Consider the following 18,874-nt stretch of genomic DNA (forward strand, 5'->3'; position numbering starts at 1 on the left):
AACCTGAATTTTAAGCACGGATCGCCTTCACTTTTCTGTTCAGTTCAAGCCGGAACCGCAGCAGTTCATTAAAGCTTCGGATACAAACTTTCCAGAGATTCCATTTTACGATAGAAACGGTTCCTGTTTCCCGGTCCTTGTGCGTAATCGGAATATCGAAAAGCTGCTGACCGGATTTTTTCGCCATGACGGATAAAAAGATATTTGGTGCAAAAGGCTCCGGATCTGGTAACTGATTCATCAGCTTTTGCAGGAAAGTGCCTTTGATCAGCCGGAACGGAATGTTGCTGTCCATGATGTAAGTACCGTAAATCATCGAAATGGTTCCGCGCAGAAAGGATGTTATAAACAGACGCACACCCGCATCATGCCGTACTTGCCGGTAACCCAGAATGAACTGTGACTGATTTCGCTTTTCCCACAACTTGTCAAAATCACTGGAAACAAACTGATCGTCACTGTCGGTCTGGAAAACGTATTCGGAACCAACTTCCAGCGCCTTGCGGTAGCCGTTCACAACTGCATTGCCGTGTCCGCCGTTTTTCTGGTGGATAACGGTCAGGTTGGAAATTTTCGGGATTAGTTTATCCAGAAGTTCCCTGGTTTTATCTTTGGATCCGTCGTTGATTACAATGAGGGTTGTTTTATCGTTCGGGAATTTATTTTTAAGAAAATCAGTCCAGTTATATACTACTTTTTCGATACAATCTTGTTCGTTGTAAGCAGGCATTACAATACTTAGCAGGTACGACATGCAGAATCTTATTTGGTATGTTTGGCGAAATTAATAAATAAAGGCTGTAACCGGGCTATCGCAAATTTTAAATTAGTTGGCATACTTATCTTTTATTGCGTTGATCGGTTTTTCAAAAAAATGCCAGGAAATGGAAGCTGCGGCAATCGTCAGCGCAATAACAATAAGCGCTTCAAAGGTTACAGAACCTCTTAAATCCGGTATATACTGGTAAATTTTATTGAACAGGCGAACCGTCGGGTGCGTCGGGCCGCTGTGAAAATGGTTATAGACAAAATTGTGATACAGATAAAGGCCATAGCTGATTTTTCCCAGATAAATACTTACGGAATTTTCCAGAAAGGCAGCCATCAACCCGTTATAACCCATTACTGCTCTTCCGATCAGGAAAAAACCGAATGCGGATGAAACGGTCCGGTCCAGCACGACAAAGGCGAAATTGAACCTGTTTTCAAAAGTTTTAGCCCAGTACTGCAACAACACCCAGGCCAGCAAGCCGATCAGTACCGGTCCGGATTTATTGAAAAGTTTTATAAAAAAGTCATTTTTGTAAAGCTGGATCCACGCCATAAAGCCGCCAAGCGCAAAGGAGTCGAGGCAGGCGGGCGTGCTTACATAAGTCACAATCCAGTCGTCACTTGTAAAATCCTTTCTCATCAGGAAGTAAACGAAACGGAATGCAAGGCTTAGTATACCCATCATGCCCAAAACCGGTACCAAGTTGCGTTTTGGTATAAAAAATATAAGAAATGGAAAGAATAAGTAAACTTGTTCTTCCACGGCAAGGGACCACAAATGATCCACGGAGCCCATCCAGGTCTTGTGATAGGCCATGTAAATGTTCGTACCGTAAAGTGCGAGCCATGCAAGCTTGTCCCTGACCGGAGGCACATTGAAAACGTACAGTAAAAATATGGTCAGATAATAAACCGGAAAAATGCGTATGGTTCTTCTTATGAGAAACTTGCGTAAATATTTTTTGAAGCCGTCCGGCGTTCCGTAGGTTTTTTTCTTGCTTTTTAGGAGAATCCTGGAAATCAGAAAACCGCTCAGTACAAAGAAAATCGTAACGCCTAATGCTCCGAACGGAATGACATTCACTGCTACAAACAGATGATCAATGAGCACCAGTGCAATTGCAATGAAACGAATCCCGTCAAGCTGAATGATATGTCCCTGAGCTGTGGCGCGCATAGTTACCAGTTTACCTTTACTTTGTTTTCCCGGGTTTCCCGAACGATTATTTTCTTTCCTTTAAACAGCATTCCGGTTTGCTCGCCTTGCTGTCGAATGAGCGCAATCTGGTAAGTTCCTTTTTCCAGACCTGCATAAGAAATTTCCGAATGAAAACCGGATGCAAAGTAATATTGCTTCAGAAACAGCTCTTTCCTGCTCGTATTGCGTGTACGGTACGCCGGAAATACATAATACCGTTTTTTGGAACTTAGCAAAATATATATGCCGCTGTCCTGCAACCGCTGGCTGGTGAAACTATTGTTGTTGACTGTCAGGCTGTTTTTGCCTGCTTTAAAACTGGTTTCATCAAACAGAGCTGTCATGCCGGGTGAGTTGCCCGCATAATTCTGCCGGTCCGCAATGGAAATCAAAGGAAGCCATTGATCGTAGAAAACGGGTGTTTTGGCCACGATCCGGGAAGCAAAGGAAGTGTCCGAAGGGTATTTCAGTTCTTTATCTTCAAAAGTCCAGTTGAACTGTTCGGTAACCAGCATTTTGCGCAGGTTGTAGGCATCCACCAGATGATAATGATAACTGAAAACATTAAAAGTAACCGCCAGAAATATAATAGCGGTAATATAGGGCGATAAAAAACTGCCGCGGATCGGAATTACAACATACAGATAAGCGACAATAAGCAGCAGCACGGAGTAAATTTTATACCGGCTGGTAATCAGTCCTTCCAGGCCGAAACCCGCACGTCCGTAAACGACAATCAATGCAGTTCCGAGAATAAAAAGAATGGCGCCAAGGCAAAAAAGATCTGTAATCCGCTCATATTTAACGCCGTATTTATTCCGGATCAGTCTGAACAAAGTGGCGGAAATGATGGAAACGGCGACAAGAAAAAGTACAATGCCCAGAAAAAAGCAGACCTGAAAATGGTTCAGTACGGGGAAGGATTCAGCAAAAGAGCCTAAAAAAGCCATATAGCCTTTGACAAGCTGGAAAAGAGAAGCCTTGGACTCCGGATTGGACCCGGTTTTGGTATATGAGTAAAAGTAAACGGCAACCATTGCAGCACTGGCAATAATCCAGCTTGCAAATCTTTTCCGGTTCTGTGTAAGAAAAAGCAGCACCGCACCGACCGGGAGGACCAGCAGCCCGTTTCCGCTCGTCAGGATGGTGAGGCCCGCCAGAAAAAACGACATCAGAAAAGGGAAAATCCGGGGATTGATACAAAGATACAACGTCCATAATGCCAGCGTCACCACGCCGAAATTCTGAATGGCGGCCATTCCCCAATACATATTTTCCCAGAAAGCGAGTGTAAGCCAGAGGAACGGAACCGGTACCAATGCAAAAAGAGGCTTTTTGCTTTTCTTCAGGATGTCGTGCCAGAGCGGAATGATCCCCAGAAGCAACAAGTTGCCGGCAAGCATCAGATGCCTGTAATTTACACCGCCCGCTATGCAAAAGTCGATCCAGGTAATAAACCGCGTGAGTGCAATGCGGTGTTCATTGTGCTGTTTGAAAAGTGCCCTGATTTTTTGCTGTCCGTTTTCGGCACCGGCATATTCCAGGATAAACGTTTTCAGGGCGTGGTCATCCCATTTGGGAATATTGATGGCATAGTAATCCCATACCGTAAAATAAATGACTAACGGTAATAAAAGAATGAGGCTAACAATAACGGTTAAAGCCTTGTTCGTCATGCCGGAATGAGTAGCTGGCTGATTTCTGATAAGATGGAATCCGCGTCTAGCCCGGATATTTTTTGGTGATAAGTCTGGCTTCCGTATTTTCTGTTGGGATAACCTTCTGCTTTCAGGCTTCTGAAGCTGCGTGGAAAAATGCCGTTTTCAAGCAATTGTACCGAAAGCTGCTGAGCCAGTCCGCCTGTACTCACATGTTCCTCTGCCACAAGAACAGAAGGCGCATTCTTAACAAGATCAATCAGTTCACTGCCGAGCTGAAGAGGAAAATGCAAAGCCGTGACAACGTTCACCCGGGATGCAAGCTCCGCTGACAATGACAAAGCGGTCATGACATTGTTCGCAATCGGGCCAAGTGCAAAAACGGTGATTTCGGCAGCATTTCCCTGATGTATTATTTTAAAAGATTTTGATAAAACAGAATTTTCAGGTGCCGTTTTCCCGGCTCCGAGCCGCAAATAAGCGGGACGTGCGTCATTCCTGATTTGCCGGATAACCGGTTCCACCTCATCCGAAAATGCCGGAACCCACACATTTGCATTCTGCAGTCCGCTCAGGCAAGCCAGATCTTCAATCGCATGATGGCTGCTTCCCATAATGCCGTATCCGTAGCCGCCACCGTTTCCAACCAGAAAAACAGGTAGATTGTTGAAGCATACATCATTCCGGAACTGTTCGAGGCAACGATAAACGATAAACGGCGCAATGCTGTAACAGAACACTTTATAACCTTTATGCGCAAATCCCGCAGCTACACCGACCATATTCTGTTCGGCAACGCCTGCATTGATAAATCGTTTGCCAAGCTTTTCCTGCAGGTTTTCAAGCGCATTATAGCCCAGGTCACCTGTTATAAAAACGATGGAATCATCTTCCGTCGCCAGCTGTTCCATGGCATTTGAAAATTCTTTTCTCATAATATCATTTTCTGAGCTGTTTTACCAGCGTTCTGATTTCATCTGCGGTCTTGTACGATTTTGAACCGCGCCGGATCCGGGTACGGATGTATTTCGGTCGCTTTTTGGTCTCTTCAAATATCTTGGTAATGTATTCGCCCAGAAATGAAATGCCAAGGATCGTCAGTCCGCCGAAAAATACGATCAGTACAATAACCGTACTGATGCCGCGAGGCGTATCCGGGAAAAAGAACAGTTTGGCCAGAATCTGCCAGACGATACCCAGAATAGACAAGCCCGTCAGCGCAAAACCGGCGTAGCTCATGAGTTCCAGCGGTGCAAAGCTGAACGAGAAAATGGCTTTTTTTGCCCACCAGATATTTTTCGTCCAGTTGTTCGTAGAAACGCCAAACATCCGTTCCGGCCTGATATAAGGAACGCCCGTTTGCTTAAAGCCAACCCACGCCCGCAGTCCGCGCAGAAACTGTTCCGTCTCAGGAAGATCGACAAGTTCTTTCACAACCTTGCGGTCAATCATTGAAAAATCGCCTGCATCGCGCGGGATCGGAATGTAGCTGAGTCCTTGGAAAATTTTATAAAAGGTTTTGTAAAAAAAATGGATATGTGGCTTCATTTCGCGCTGGACGCGTACGCCGTAAACCACGTCAAAGCCTTCCATCCATTTTTCGTAAAAAGCCGGGATTACTTCGGGCGGGTCTTGCAGATCACCGTCCATCAGCACGACGCAGTCACCCGTGGCAATTTCCATTCCGCTCAGAAAAGCAGACTGTGAGCCAAAATTACGTGAGTGACTTATTCCGACCACATTCGGATCTTTGTCACAAATCGCATTGATTACTTCTTCCTGATTATCAGGCGAATTGTCGTTTACAAAAATAATTTCGTACCGAACTTTCAGTTCGTTGAAGGTTTTGACAAGCCTGTCGTACATAAACGGGATGGCCTGTGCATCCTTGTAGCAGGCAATAATGGCGGTTATGACCGGATTTAATTTCGGGTTTTCAAAAGCCGGAATGACGCGTTCCTCATAGTTAATTGCTTCCTGCCAGTTGCTGTATTTCAAAAGTCCGCTATCCAGCGTTGTACGCGCTTTCCAGCCAAAGTCTTTTTCAAAAGCACCCGGGTCTCCAAACCATTCCGCCAGGTCCCATTTCCGGTTCGACATGCTGCCCCATTGCGGTTCCTGCGTAATACCGAACGTTTTTCGCGAAGTATCCACCAGATTTCCCATCGTGGTTTTTACGCCGGTTGCAATGTTGTAGGATTTTCCGGCCGTGCTGCTGCTGACGTTCAGTGCAGCATCCAGAAAAGCTTCCACACAGTCTTCAATAAACACGAAATCACGGCTTATATCCGGCGACACAAGCGAAGGAAGCTGCTTTTTCCGGGCATTTTCAATCAGTTTGGGAATGAGTCTGTCGGGTTCTTCCCAGTAACCGTAAATGGAGTATAACCTTAAATTAAGAGTTTTAAGGTCAGCAACTTTCGCGTAATATTCCAGCAAGTAAGCGGCGGATACTTTTGATACGGCGTAATGGCTGTTGGGTTCCACGCGGTCCGTTTCTTTCGGCGAAGTACAGTTGAAACCATATTCCGAGCTGCTGCCTGCATGAATATAAACCATTTCCCGCGTACAGTTCTGCAGAATGTTGACCGTACCCAGCACATTCGTTTCATAAGTCAGGTTAACATTGCTTTGCTTGCTGTAAGCGCCGTATGCCGCCAGATTGAAAATCGTCTGCGGTTTATACTTGTCAAAAACTTCCTGAACCGAATTATTGGAAAGTATATCGCAGTGAATGATGTTTTCAAAAGGCACATTCAGCAGTTTCAGCCGCCATGCCTTGGTCGCGTCATGCGTAAGCGCATAACAATCTTTCCTGATCTTGAAAATGTCGTTAAAAAGGTTGGCGCCGATAAAACCGCTGGCGCCAAAAACAAATACCGGGCCCTTTAACTGTTCAATTTTAGCACGGTATACCGGTAAATGGTCAAGCATTCGTCAATTCATTAAAGTAGCGTTCCTTTATTTCCAGCGTGGCCTGTTCATACTGGTCTTTATTCATGGGTAAATAGTGCCATTCCAGTTTGTTTTCCATGTAGGAAACCCCTTTGCCTTTTACTGTATTGGCAATAATGGCTTTGGGTAATCCGTTTTTACGGGATTTCAATTCACTGATGGTCTGGCTGATGGCCGTAATATCGTGCCCGTCCAGCTCAATGGTTTCAAAACCGATTGCATTCCATTTCTCTGCGGATGCCGTTTCGCCCATGACCTGGTCTGTAAACCCGAAACCCTGAAGACCGTTTTTATCAATAATCATAAACAGATTGTCCAGCCTGTTCTGAATGGCATAATTGGCTGCTTCCCAGGTTGTCCCTTCATTGGTTTCGCCATCTGACAAAAGCACAAACGCGTAGCTGTCTTCTCCGCTGATTTTTGCTGCATGCGCAATTCCGGCAGAGATCGGCAGGCCATGGCCCAGCGAACCTGTTGCAAACGGGATGCCTTTGTATTGCTGTGGGGCCGGATGCGCCGGAAGCGTTGTCCCGTCCGCGTAGAATGAGTCGAGTTCTTCGTCTGTTATTTCGCCTGAAATGTTAAGGCAGGCGTATAATGCCGCAGCGGCATGTCCCTTGGACAGTATAAAAGTATCTTCCTGCGATTTGTGGGTAAAAAGAACGGCAATCATCAGGTCAATGCAACTCAGAGAACAACCGATATGTCCGGCATTTGCCTTGTGGTACAAGTTCAGGATTTTCAGCCTGAGCTCGCCGCTGATCTGTCTGGGGTCATTCAATATTTCTTCTGCAGTCATGCCTGGTGTGATGTGTATATATGTAAAAGGTTAATTCAGAATAACGGTCAATTTCGGTTTCAGGTGCGCAATATACGAAATCTTATTGGACGGCTTTTTCCACGGATGTGGGCCTTATTCCGATCCGTAACGTAATCCTTTCAGTTTTATAATCTCGACCGGCCTCTTTCTTCCGGCTTTTTTCAGCAGGATACTGGAAGTCTGCGTGGTGTCCATAACCTGAATGTATTGGGCATCTTTTGGGAAATACAAATTGGTAAGCTGCGCATCCTGAACCGAATAGGGTAAAAAAGTGCGGTCCATTTCCGACAGGATCTGAAAACGCGGCGCCGGGTACATAATCGTGTCTCCTTTCTGGTACAGCCGACTGATTTTCCGTGCTGCTTCATAATAAGGATTCGGCGCTCTCGGCGTTGCAAAATAGCCGTATTTCAGCGACCGGTCTTCATAAAATTCTTTGAGGCGCGTACTTACAAAGTATAACTGTACAGCAAGAAAGACAAAAATAATAATCCTGAATTCCGGCTTCATTCTGGTATAAAACTGTAAAAGCAGTGATAAAAGAATAATGACATAGGGGAATGAAAAACCGGAATAGCGCTGCGTAAGCCCGAACGTATGCCCGTTTTTGAATGACATCAGGATCAGGAACAAAGTAGGAATCAGCGCCATGCTGTAAAGCATCCATAATTTTTTCCTCTGCTTCAGATCGGATTGACGATGAAAGTCCGGAATGAACGAAAGTGCAAACAAGCTCACCGACAGAATACAAAACTGCAGCCGGTGGCTTGTATATAAAGTCAGCCCCGAAAGAACCAGAACAAAAGGAACACTCATTTTAAGCCGGCCGGGCATTGCAATCCTGTCTTTAAAGCGGTACCAAACGATCAGCAATATACCTGTAAGGATGGAAAAAAGGATATTTCTTTTTCCAGCGAGCGCATCTGTTAATCCATTGGTAAAAATGACCAGATCCGTAAAGATCGGCAGTGACTTGTTGAACACATTCAGCGGTGTAGCCGGCAGTATAATCCCGAACGGATTGTTGTATGGCATGGTGTCGGCCATCCTTTTGTACAGATCTGCCTGATAACTCAGCGAGTAAAGCGTGTACTGACCGCCGCCAAAAATCATCCACCACGTAACGCCGGTTAAGGCAAGTACCGCCGAAAGGGCCATTCTGATCCAGCCTTTTATGGATCTCAAAAAGAATAATGCATAGATTGCATGCGCCAGCAATACCGAAATGGTGAGGAAATGGGATAAAAGGCTCAGCCCCGCAGCAAGGATATAACCGATGTATAAAGAGATTTTTTGTTTACCGTTCTGGTTTTCAATAATCCGCAGAAAGAAATAGGTTGCAAGGAGCGTCAGTAAAAAGGTAAGTGAATAATTGCGCGCCTGATGGCTGTAGGCAATAAAAAAAGGTTCAATGGCAACGATAGCAGCGGCAATCAGTCCCGTTTTAACACCGAAAAACCGTTTTCCGAATACATAAGTCAGACCGATTATCATAACGCTGAAGACAACAGACAGGAACCGGGCCGAGAAGTCTGAAAGGCCGAATATTTCCATCCATATGTGCAGCAGCAGATAGTAAAACGGACTGTTGCCGATGTCGCTTCTGGTCATGGCTTCGTAATAATCGGCCATGGTTTTCGGCGACCAGAATTCTGCGGGCGTGAATGCCCGCGGCGTGAAAGTTTCCTGATAGGTAAATGACCTCACCACGTTTGCAGGCGGATAAGGCAGCGCCGGCGCTTTCCAGAAAGGCGGAACGGATAATGTTCTTTCGGAAAAAACTTTTTTCTGATTGGCACCTTCCAGTACGATTCCCTGACTTACAACCATCGTGCTTTTCTCATCAAAGAAAATGCTGTACGTGTCAAGCTGATAAATTCTTAGTACGCAACCTGCAATCAGGATGACAAGTAGTATCAGCCTGGATTGCAGGTTTTCGCTTGTGTGTTTCAAGGACATCAGTTAATGAAAGTTCGCCAATGATTTATTTGTGCCGGAATGAATGCTGCACCAGCAAATCAAGTTGCGCGAAATTAAACAAATTTCCTTTTACAGGTGGTTTTTCAGATTTTAAGGATGGTGAACTCTACCCTGCGGTTCTTTTTACGGGTTTGTTCGGTCAGATTACTGGCAATCGGTTTGGCCGGACCCCATGCTTTGGTCTGGATTCGGTTCGGACGGATGCCTTTGGAAAGCAGGTATTTTTTGACTTGCTGCACACGGTCTTCCGAAAGTTTTACATTCTGCTTCACTTCACCCTGATTGTCGGTATGGCCTTCCAGCAGAATTTCCATGGTCGGATACGTATTCATTGTAGCCACAATCCGGTCCAGTTCCGAAAAAGAGGAGGGAATCACTTCTGCGCTGCTCTGCGAGAACATGGTATTGCTCAGCCTGATCTGCTGTCCGGCTTTGATCGGCTGCAGATACAGGTTTTTCTTTATCGTTCTGAAACCGGTTTCTTCGGTAAGGTCGATCTCTTCGGTAAACGGAAAATAACCTTCGCCGGAAGCTGTTAGGCGGTAGATTTCCTTTAAGGGCAGAATGAGCCGGTATTCTCCGGTTTCAGGGTCAAAGGTTGCATCGGTAAAAACGGCATTGCTCTTTTTGATATCCGCCACGATTTCGGACCGGACCGGCTTGGTCGTTTCCGCTTCATAAACAATTCCTGTAATAATGGCTACAGGTTCCGGCTTGATTTCCGGTACCATCCTGATCCGGTAAATATCTTCCTGGCCCACCGTTTTTTCACTCGCACTGAAATAGGCATAGTCGCCCGTAGCCGGAATGTTGATGTATGCGTCCCACAGAGGCGTATTGATCGCCGGACCCAGATTTTCAGGTTTGGACCAGTTTACCCATGTATCGTCCAGTCGTCGTGTCAGGAAAAGATCGCCTTCGCCATATCCGCTGTGGCCTTGTGAAGAAAAGTACAGGGTTTTATTGTCCAGCGCAAGAAACGGCGTTCCTTCATAATCCGCCGTATTGATCACATTTCCAAGATGCTTCGGCTCCGACCAGCTGTCGTCACCCTGCAAGAAGGAAACATACAGATCTTTCCCGCCTTCAGTATCGCTGCGCTGCACGGAGATGATCATCACATTGCCAATTGGGGAAACGGTAAGTTCCATGCTGCCAATGTAGCCGGAAAGGTTATTGATGCGGTACTCTTTCGGAAAGCTCCACCCGGTTTTTGTTTTAAAGGAACGCGACAGTCCGAAAAACATGCTGCCGTCCGGCCGGTATACATTGATCAGGTAAATGGTTTTTCCGTCTGCCGATATGCTGGTGATGGCGTTATCTCCGGCATTGTTGATCGGCGGCCCGATGTTCACGGCCTGGCCCCACTGGTTTTTATCGTTTAATGTCGAATACCAGACATCCTGTTTCTGGGGCGAGCCTGTATTGCCTTCAAAATTGCTTCTTGTAAAAAAAAGGGTTTTGCCATCCGGTGATATAATGGGTGCTACTTCCTGTCCTTTGCTGTTGATTGCCTTGCCGATATTTTCTTTCTGCATGTTCGCCTGGACGTTGGCCGTGACGTTGATCACCGCTTCTACAGGAACGGTTGATCCGGAAATTCCGATGGCATCAATCTGGTTAAATCCGGCTACTTTTCCCGGCTGAAGGACGATCTTGATGGCATTGGCAAGGATGTTCTGCTCTGGAAAAATGAGTAGCATTCTTCCTTTGGCGGCGGGCTGTGTCTCCACAGCCTTGGTGCCGGATTGTGCTTGTCTGGCCGGCTGTGAAGACACAGCCTCCGGAATCAGGTATTCCTTGCCGGATTCATCATACGCATAAACGCGCGTAATGGCGCCGGGATTGAAGTTTTCTGCAATGGCAATTTGTTTAAGCTGAATGGCTTTTTCAAAACCGACTTTAATCCATTCTTCATTTCTGCCGTCCGCTTCTGCCGGCGACCACGCGCATGGACTGCTTCCGAAATCGGGTAATTTATTGGGTTCTCCGAGAATCTGTTTCGCCCGGAATGCAAAGCCGTACTGAGCAGGCCGTAACTCGGAGGAATAGCCAAGAACCTTATTTGCCCAAAAAACTTCCTGACCATAACCATTACTCCATATCAATACCGCTAACAGGCAAATTGCAATACGTTTTCCAATTAAGTTCATGGGTGATTCTGCTTGCCGGAAAGGCAATTCCAGGCTATTAACGAAAGATGAAGATGAGAACGCTGGTTTAAAACTTCATGTAAATTCAACACAAAGTAATATTATTAAGAATATAAATGAATATCAAGCTTAAATGGCAGCAGGTTCCAAATTGAGCAAAGTAATGCGGGTTCAGGCAAAATTCATTTCTTTGCTCCGACCAGCAGAACCCAGTCCCAGCCAGGCTGCGAGTCCGGCGGCTGCACAATGGCATGGGCTGCTGTCTGAAAACTGCCTCCGGTCCACCGTCTGCCAGTACGCGGACTGTACCAGACCGTTTCAAATTCCGTGCCGTTCAGGTGCGTGAGATCAAGCGTTACCGGTTTGGAAGAAGGCACGTACAGCATCGCCATGCGTTTGTTTGATAAGGAAAGAATGCCGATTTCGCTTTGGTCAACAGAATCCGGCAGCAGTTGCGGAGAAGCTTCCGGCTGCATGTATTCCCACGGAATTCCTTTCAGGATTTTAACCAGCTGATGAATGTATTCCGCTCCGTCTTTGGTAATGTTCATTTTCCAGGTCGGATTAAAATTCCGGATGGTGCTCAGATGGCAAAAACCGGCGGCAGAACTCATAATAGATTGATAAGCCTGATTTCGGATCAGCCCCGACTGGTCGGCAATTTCTTTCGGGAATTCTGAATTGGCGATCAGAAATGGCCGTAGCGCAGCTTCTGCTGAATTTTTCTGCCAGTTGGCCAGCGCGGCATATTCCGAATACGTTACCGTAGAATCCGGAATAATAAATTTGAGATCCGAGCGGTTTGGCGAACTGCTGTTATTCGTTGGCGAACAAGTACTTAATGATGCAATAATCTGTCCGTCAAAACCGGAACGGATGCCGTCAGCAATGGCTTTGAACTGGGAAGCACTCTGATATTCCTCTTCACTTACAATCCAGATGATATTGCTGTATTTCGCGTAGCGCTTTCCTGCAAAGGCGCCGTACTCTTTCCAGATTTCTTCATTGTGCGCATCAAAAACGACGTTCCAGCTTTTGCGTGATACCACAATGCCGACAACAAGATTGCGCTCCTTTGCCGCTGCAATCATTTTTTCAAGATAATCAAAATAGGCCGCGTTGGGCTTCGAAAGATTGTTGTTCTGGAATGGCGGTATTTTATGATAATTTCTCTGGTTGGGCAAAGCCGGCAAAAGTTCCACCAGAATAGTATTAAACGACTGAGACTTCCGCACATTCATATAGTGCAGTGCTTCGGGATAGCTCAGTTTGCGGAGCAGCTGCCAGGCAACGTCCGCAACCATCAGAAAAGGAGTGCCGTTCGCATCCGTAATATGGCGGCCGTTTGGACTGACTTTTAAAGGAAATGCATTTTTGGCATAATCATCTTCAGCAGCCAGGGTTGTGTTTGGCAGGATAAACAGGATTAAAATACCCAAAAGGCATTTAACCATTCTGGAAAAAACAGCTTGATGATTAAAGTTATTTTTAGTGTAAGTCAAATCCTGAAAAATTACTTGTTCTTTAAATCCGCAATGGTCGCCGTCGGATTCGCTGATCCGAAAACAAAACTTCCTGCTACCAGAATATCCGCGCCGTTCTGGATCAGCGAAGCAGCATTATCCAGATTAACGCCGCCATCCACCTCAATCTTGAAATTGTAGCCGAATTTTTCTTTCAGCGCTTTCAGCGTGGCTACTTTTTTATACGTGTTTTCAATAAATTTCTGGCCGCCGAATCCCGGATTGACAGACATCACCAGCACAAGGGATAAATCCGGAAGTATTTCCGAAAGCGCCTCCACAGGCGTATGCGGATTAATGGCGACGCCCGGCTGCACACCAAGCTGCCTGATATGCTGAACAGTACTGTGCAGATGCGGACATGCTTCGTAATGGACTGTCAATCCCCATGCGCCTGCCTTGCTGAATGCTTCCAGATACCGGTCCGGCTGTTCAATCATGAGATGAACGTCAAGCGGTTTTCGGGCATGTTTGTGAATGGCTTCACAAACCGGAATGCCAAAGGAAATATTCGGGACAAACATGCCATCCATGATATCAACATGAATATAATCCGCTTCACTCGCATTCAGCATTTCAATGTCGCGCTGAAGATTCGCAAAGTCGGCAGCAAGTATGGATGGGGCAATTTCAGCCATGATTCGGTCGGGTATAACGGTTTAATGAGGGCGAAATTAGTGAATTTATGTACATGCCGGTCAAGCATAGGAAATGTAAGTATTTACCTTCCTGAAATATAATAAGTTAGGTTGGCGGAAGCTGTAAACGCAATGCTTTATTGTTGGAAAGACAAAAAACATAATCGGGATAAATCACTTATTTTGCTCCTAAATTTGAAGGAAACAAAAAGCAGCCGCAATGATTATGACGCCGGAACAGCAGATTCTTGACCTCATTCAGAAAATTAATTATTACAATGATCGCTATTATCAGGATAGTGTATCCGAAATATCCGATTTTGAATTTGACCAGCTTTTAAATCAGCTGAAGGCGCTGGAAAGTCAGTACCCCGAATTCAGGCAGAGCGATTCTCCGACGCAAAGGGTAGGAGGCACGGTAACGAAGTCGTTCAATACCGTTTATCATCGTTACCCGATGCTGTCGCTGGACAATACCTACAATGAACAGGAGCTGCGCAACTTTGATGACCGTGTAAGAAAAGGGCTGAATGGTGAAGCTTACGAATACATCTGCGAACTGAAATTCGACGGCATTTCGCTTAGTTTCACTTATGAAAACGGCGTGCTCGTGAGAGGCGTCACAAGGGGCGACGGAACGCGCGGAGATGAAATCACCAACAACATCAAAACGATCCGGACTTTGCCGCTGCGTGTAAAAGCAGCCGGGTTGCCCGAGCTTTTCGAGGTACGCGGCGAGGGTTTCATGCCGATTTCATCGTTTCAGAAGCTGAACGAGGAAATGGAAACTTTGGGTGAAAATCTGTATGCCAATCCGAGGAATGCCGCTTCGGGTTCTTTCAAACTGCAGGATTCGGCTGAAACGGCCAGGCGTGCGCTCGACTGCTACATATATTCCTTTATTACAGACAACGAAGTGTTCAAAAGCCATGAAGAAAGTCTGCTGGAACTGAAATCCCGGGGTTTCAACGTTTCGCCGGGCTGGCGCAAAGTGCAGACAATCGACGAAGTAATCGCATACATTCATGCATGGGAAGAAAAACGCATGACGCTTCCGCTGGCAACAGACGGGATTGTGATCAAAGTCAATTCCTTTGAACAGCAGCGGGAACTCGGTTTCACGGCCAAAAGCCCGCGCTGGGCTATTTCCTTCAAGTACAAAGCGGAGAACAAGCCGGCTGTTCTCCGGTCGGTCAATTTTCAGGTAGGCAGAATCGGAACGATTACACCGGTGGCAAATCTGTGCGCGGAAAGCGAACGCATGCTTCCTTATAACCAGGTCCGGGGCGTGCATCTTTCCGGAACGTATGTGAAACGCGCGACGCTTCACAATGCCAATGAACTCATACGATTGGGCATACGAATCGGCGATACGGTGTTTGTGGAAAAAAGCGGGGAAATTATTCCGAAAATAACCGGTGTAGACATCACGCAGCGAGAAAACTTCCTGACGGTACCGATTGATTTCCCGGTAAATTGCCCCGAATGCGGCTCGCCTCTGCAACGTAACGAAGGCGAAGTAGCCTTTTTCTGTCCGAACGACAGCCATTGCCCGCCGCAGCTGAAAGGCCGTATCGAGCATTTCATCCATCGCAAGGCCATGAACATCGAAAGTCTGGGCGAAGGAAAAGTAGAAACGCTGTTTGACATCAATCTGGTACGTACGCCTGCGGATCTGTACGATCTTAAGTATGAAAGTCTGCTCGGCTTGGAGAAAAACATTCTCAATGAAGAAACGGGCAAGATCAAAAAAATCAGTTTCAGGGAAAAAACGGTTGAAAATATTCTGAACGGCATTGCGCTTTCCAAAACGGTTCCGTTTAAAAATGTGCTCTTTGCATTGGGAATCCGCTTTGTGGGCGCAACAGTTGCCGAGAAACTGGCTGTTTATTTCAAATCCATTGATGCATTGCGCACGGCCAGTTACGATCAGCTTGTTGCCGTTCCTGAAATCGGCGGCCGGATTGCGCAAAGTATCGTGTCTTATTTCAGCGTACCTGAAAACCAGCTTCTTGTGGAACGTTTGCAACGGGCCGGTCTGCAGATGGAAAGTGATGAAAAGCCTGTTGTGCTGGAAAGCAATGTGCTGGAAGGCAAAACGTTTGTCATTTCCGGTGTGTTCGAAAACTTTGACCGGGACGATCTGAAGGATAAAATAGAAGCGAACGGAGGCCGGATTTTGAGTGGTGTTTCCGGAAAACTGAATTATCTGCTGGCAGGCGCGAATATGGGCCCGGCCAAGCTCGAAAAAGCAAGAAAACTGGGTGTCACGATTTTGGCGGAAGAAGAATTTTTAGCAATGATCCGTAATAAATAAAGAAAAATGCCTCAGAAAGCTAACTTTGTGTTTTAAAATCTAACATTTATACAGGAATAATGCCATTGGACCAACGTTTTAAAGGGGTAGGAGCTGCGTTGATTACACCTTTTGATGAGCAGAACAAAATTGATTATCCGGGTTTGAAAAGACTGATCGACCTCGTAACAGAGGGCGGATCGGATTACCTCGTCGTACAGGGAACAACAGGCGAATCTCCGACAGTATCCAGGCAGGAAAAAACGGAGATCCTGGCATTTACCATAAAAAACAACACCAAGTCGCTGCCCATTGTGTATGGTCTTGGCGGCAACAACACGCAGACTGTACTGGATTCCATTAAAGAAACCGATTTTAACGGTGTCGACGCCATTCTTTCCGTTTGTCCTTATTATAACAAACCGACTCAGGAAGGAATTGCAGCACATTTTACAGCCATTGCAGATGCTTCGCCGGTTCCGGTTATCTTATACAATGTGCCCGGCCGCACGGTCGTAAACATGAAACCGGATACAATCGTGAAACTTGCCGCGCATCCGAACATCATCGGGATTAAAGATGCGGGCGGAAGCATCGAACAAAGCATGGAACTGGCATCCCGCGTGCCCGACGATTTCCTGCTGCTTTCCGGCGACGACAATCTGGTTACGACGATGATCAGTGTGGGCTGGCATGGCGTTATTTCAGTGATTGCCAATGCGTTCCCTTCGCAGTTCAGAGATCTTACATGGCATGCGCTGGAAGGAAGGTTTCAGGAAGCAGCCCGTTTGCAGCTGGCATTTCTGGAATTCGATACGCTGCTTTATATAGAATCCAATCCGGTCGGGATCAAAAAATGTCTGGAAATAAAAGGCATATGCCGCTCCGATGTTCGCTTGCCGTTGCTGAAAGCATCCGACGAGTTAGGCCAAAAGCTTGAAAAAGCCATGATCAGAGAAGGATTCCTTTGAATATGATCACGTTTTATCCCGGACCGTCCAAGGTTTATCCGCAAGTCGGGCCGTATCTTCAGGAAGCTGTCGAAAGCGGACTGATCAGCGCCAATCACAGAAGCGAGGCATTTATGCAAATGCTTCAGCATACGGTTTTGTCGTTAAAAACAAAGCTGGACGTTCCGGATGATTATGAAGTGTATTTTGTCTCTTCTGCAACCGAATGCTGGGAAATCATTGCGCAGTCGCTTATTTCAGCTTCCAGTACGCACATTTACAACGGCGCTTTTGGTGAAAAATGGATGCAGTACACGCATAAAATCACAGCCGGCGCCAATGCTTTTTATTTTGATTCCGAAACGGTTCCGGACCTGAACAAACTGTATTTTCAGGAAAATGAAGTAATCTGTGTTACGCACAGTGAAACTTCCAACGGCACTTTTCTCCCTTCTTCCTTTCTCTCTGAACTCCGTTCCCGAACTGAAAACCTGATTGCCGTGGACGCTACTTCTTCCATGGCGGGCGTTGCGCTGCCCTGGCAAAATGCCGACATCTGGTATGCATCCGTTCAGAAATGTTTCGGGCTTCCGGCCGGGCTGGGCGTCATGATCGTTTCGCCTCGGGCCGTTCGCAGGGCAGAAGAAATCGGTGAGAATAAACATTATAACAGCCTGCTTTTCATCAGAGACAATTTTCTCAAATTCCAGACGCCGTATACGCCCAATACGCTCGGCATTTATCTGATAGGAAAAGTCATGGAACAGGTGGAACAGATTGAGATTATTTCAGAAATTATACAACAAAGAGCAAAAAACTGGTATCAATTTCTGGCCGAAAACGGATACGAGTTGCTTGTCAAAAATGAAGCCGTGCGTTCCGGTACCGTTATTGCCGTACATGCAGAAAAGACAAGGATTGCGGAATTGAAAAAAGCAGCAAAACAGGACGGAATCACGCTGGGCAACGGTTACGGAAAAGACAAGGAGACCAGTTTCCGGATCGCCAATTTCCCGGCCATAAGTGATGAAGAAATTGCAGTTCTGAAGGGATTTCTGATCCGGACGGCTTCAAATAAGTAGCGAATGAGTATTATTGATGGTTATTTGCATTTATTAACTAAACATTAATTAACTCATTTCTGCAGTTTACAAGTTGTGCGATTAGATATATTAAAACAATATCAGGCTCAGACGAAATACCTGGTTGCGCTGGATTCCATTATTTTCGGTTTTGATGGTGAAGAGCTGAAATTGCTGCTTGTAAAAAGAGGTATCGAGCAGGAGCATCACACCTGGTCCTTAATGGGCGGCTGGATGCAGCCCGACGAAAGCCTGGAAAGTGCTTCTTCCAGAATCCTGTTTGAACTCACGAACCTGACCGACATTTATCTTGAGCAGCTGCATACATTCGGGAGTCCTGAACGTGATCCCGTGGAACGCACCGTTTCGGTCGCCTACTTTGCGCTGATCAATGTGGAAGATTACGATCACAAGATTTCCAAAAGCTACGAAGCGCAGTGGTTTTCCATGCAGGAACTGCCTCATCTTCTTTTTGACCACGCTTCCATGGTGGAAATGGCCATTCAGCATTTACGGTACAAAGCCTCGCAGCATCCGATTGGGTTTGAGCTGCTTCCCGAAAAATTCACGATCCCGCAGCTTCAAAAATTGTATGAAGCCATTTTCGGGACCGATCTGGATAAACGCAATTTCAGCCGGAAACTGCTTTCGACCAATCTGCTTGTAAAGCTGGACGAAAAGCAAAAAGGTTATTCCAAAAAAGGCGCCTACTTTTACAAAATCAACGAAGAAAAATACCGCAAGCAATTCAATACGTTTCTCAATTTCCTGCCCGGGAATGCGTCCTGAAAGCGGTAATTTTTCAGAAAGAAACGGGCAACAGTTGTGTAAGCAAGCGGTTTTGAGCAAC

At 46.2% G+C, this 18,874-nt stretch carries 14 protein-coding genes; 4 read left to right on the forward strand and 10 right to left on the reverse strand.

The features are described 5' to 3' along the window. Positions 1 to 10 precede the first annotated feature (10 nt). From FEM55_RS14070 to rpe, 10 genes are all read right to left on the reverse strand, one after another. Positions 11 to 754 (reverse strand): glycosyltransferase family 2 protein, encoded by a 744-nt coding sequence (locus FEM55_RS14070; RefSeq protein ID WP_138282003.1) that lies wholly within the window; start codon positions 752 to 754, stop codon positions 11 to 13. A 72-nt stretch (positions 755 to 826) separates the two neighbouring features. Continuing rightward, on the reverse strand, positions 827 to 1,948 hold the full coding sequence (locus FEM55_RS14075) for an acyltransferase family protein (RefSeq protein WP_138282004.1): 1,122 nt from the start codon (positions 1,946 to 1,948) through the stop codon (positions 827 to 829). A 2-nt stretch (positions 1,949 to 1,950) separates the two neighbouring features. Then, a complete protein-coding gene (locus FEM55_RS14080) occupies positions 1,951 to 3,645 on the reverse strand; it encodes a hypothetical protein (RefSeq protein ID WP_138282005.1) in 1,695 nt (564 codons plus the stop codon). Next, on the reverse strand, positions 3,642 to 4,562 hold the full coding sequence (locus FEM55_RS14085) for a transketolase family protein (RefSeq protein ID WP_138282006.1): 921 nt from the start codon (positions 4,560 to 4,562) through the stop codon (positions 3,642 to 3,644). Before FEM55_RS14085 ends, FEM55_RS14080 begins: the two co-directional genes overlap by 4 nt. A 4-nt stretch (positions 4,563 to 4,566) precedes the next feature. Beyond that, a complete protein-coding gene (locus tag FEM55_RS14090) occupies positions 4,567 to 6,561 on the reverse strand; it encodes an NAD-dependent epimerase/dehydratase family protein (RefSeq protein ID WP_138282007.1) in 1,995 nt (664 codons plus the stop codon). Continuing rightward, positions 6,554 to 7,381 carry a transketolase gene (locus FEM55_RS14095; protein ID WP_138282008.1) on the reverse strand — a complete coding sequence of 276 codons (828 nt, stop codon included), beginning with the start codon at positions 7,379 to 7,381 and terminating at the stop codon, positions 6,554 to 6,556. The genes FEM55_RS14090 and FEM55_RS14095 overlap by 8 nt, the downstream gene beginning before the upstream one ends. A 114-nt stretch (positions 7,382 to 7,495) precedes the next feature. After that, positions 7,496 to 9,361 carry a glycosyltransferase family 39 protein gene (locus FEM55_RS14100; RefSeq protein ID WP_138282009.1) on the reverse strand — a complete coding sequence of 622 codons (1,866 nt, stop codon included), beginning with the start codon at positions 9,359 to 9,361 and terminating at the stop codon, positions 7,496 to 7,498. A gap of 104 nt (positions 9,362 to 9,465) precedes the next feature. Further along, the gene (locus FEM55_RS14105) at positions 9,466 to 11,535 is read right to left on the reverse strand and encodes an OmpA family protein (RefSeq protein WP_138282010.1); all 2,070 of its coding nucleotides are present in this window, start codon (positions 11,533 to 11,535) and stop codon (positions 9,466 to 9,468) included. A gap of 182 nt (positions 11,536 to 11,717) precedes the next feature. Then, complete coding sequence (locus FEM55_RS14110; RefSeq protein ID WP_229209264.1) at positions 11,718 to 12,974, reverse strand: apiosidase-like domain-containing protein; 1,257 nt, start codon at positions 12,972 to 12,974, stop codon at positions 11,718 to 11,720. A gap of 74 nt (positions 12,975 to 13,048) precedes the next feature. Beyond that, a complete protein-coding gene (gene rpe / locus FEM55_RS14115) occupies positions 13,049 to 13,696 on the reverse strand; it encodes a ribulose-phosphate 3-epimerase (protein WP_138282012.1) in 648 nt (215 codons plus the stop codon). Positions 13,697 to 13,922: 226 nt separating this feature from the next. On the opposite strand from rpe, the gene ligA reads away from it, so the two are divergent. From ligA to FEM55_RS14135, 4 genes are all read left to right on the forward strand, one after another. Beyond that, positions 13,923 to 16,013, forward strand: a complete 2,091-nt coding sequence (gene ligA / locus FEM55_RS14120; RefSeq protein ID WP_138282573.1) for an NAD-dependent DNA ligase LigA — start codon at positions 13,923 to 13,925, stop codon at positions 16,011 to 16,013. A gap of 59 nt (positions 16,014 to 16,072) precedes the next feature. After that, positions 16,073 to 16,963, forward strand: coding sequence for a 4-hydroxy-tetrahydrodipicolinate synthase (gene dapA, locus FEM55_RS14125; protein ID WP_138282013.1), 891 nt, complete (start codon positions 16,073 to 16,075; stop codon positions 16,961 to 16,963). Positions 16,964 to 16,965: 2 nt separating this feature from the next. Beyond that, positions 16,966 to 18,024, forward strand: a complete 1,059-nt coding sequence (locus tag FEM55_RS14130) for an aminotransferase class V-fold PLP-dependent enzyme (protein WP_138282014.1) — start codon at positions 16,966 to 16,968, stop codon at positions 18,022 to 18,024. 75 nt (positions 18,025 to 18,099) lie between these two features. Continuing rightward, entirely contained in the window at positions 18,100 to 18,813 is a 714-nt protein-coding gene (locus FEM55_RS14135; protein ID WP_138282015.1) for an NUDIX hydrolase, read from the forward strand. The last annotated feature ends 61 nt before the right edge of the window (positions 18,814 to 18,874 follow it).

The sequence above is a fragment of the Dyadobacter sediminis genome, from assembly GCF_005860765.1.
GTDB lineage: Bacteria > Bacteroidota > Bacteroidia > Cytophagales > Spirosomataceae > Dyadobacter > Dyadobacter sediminis.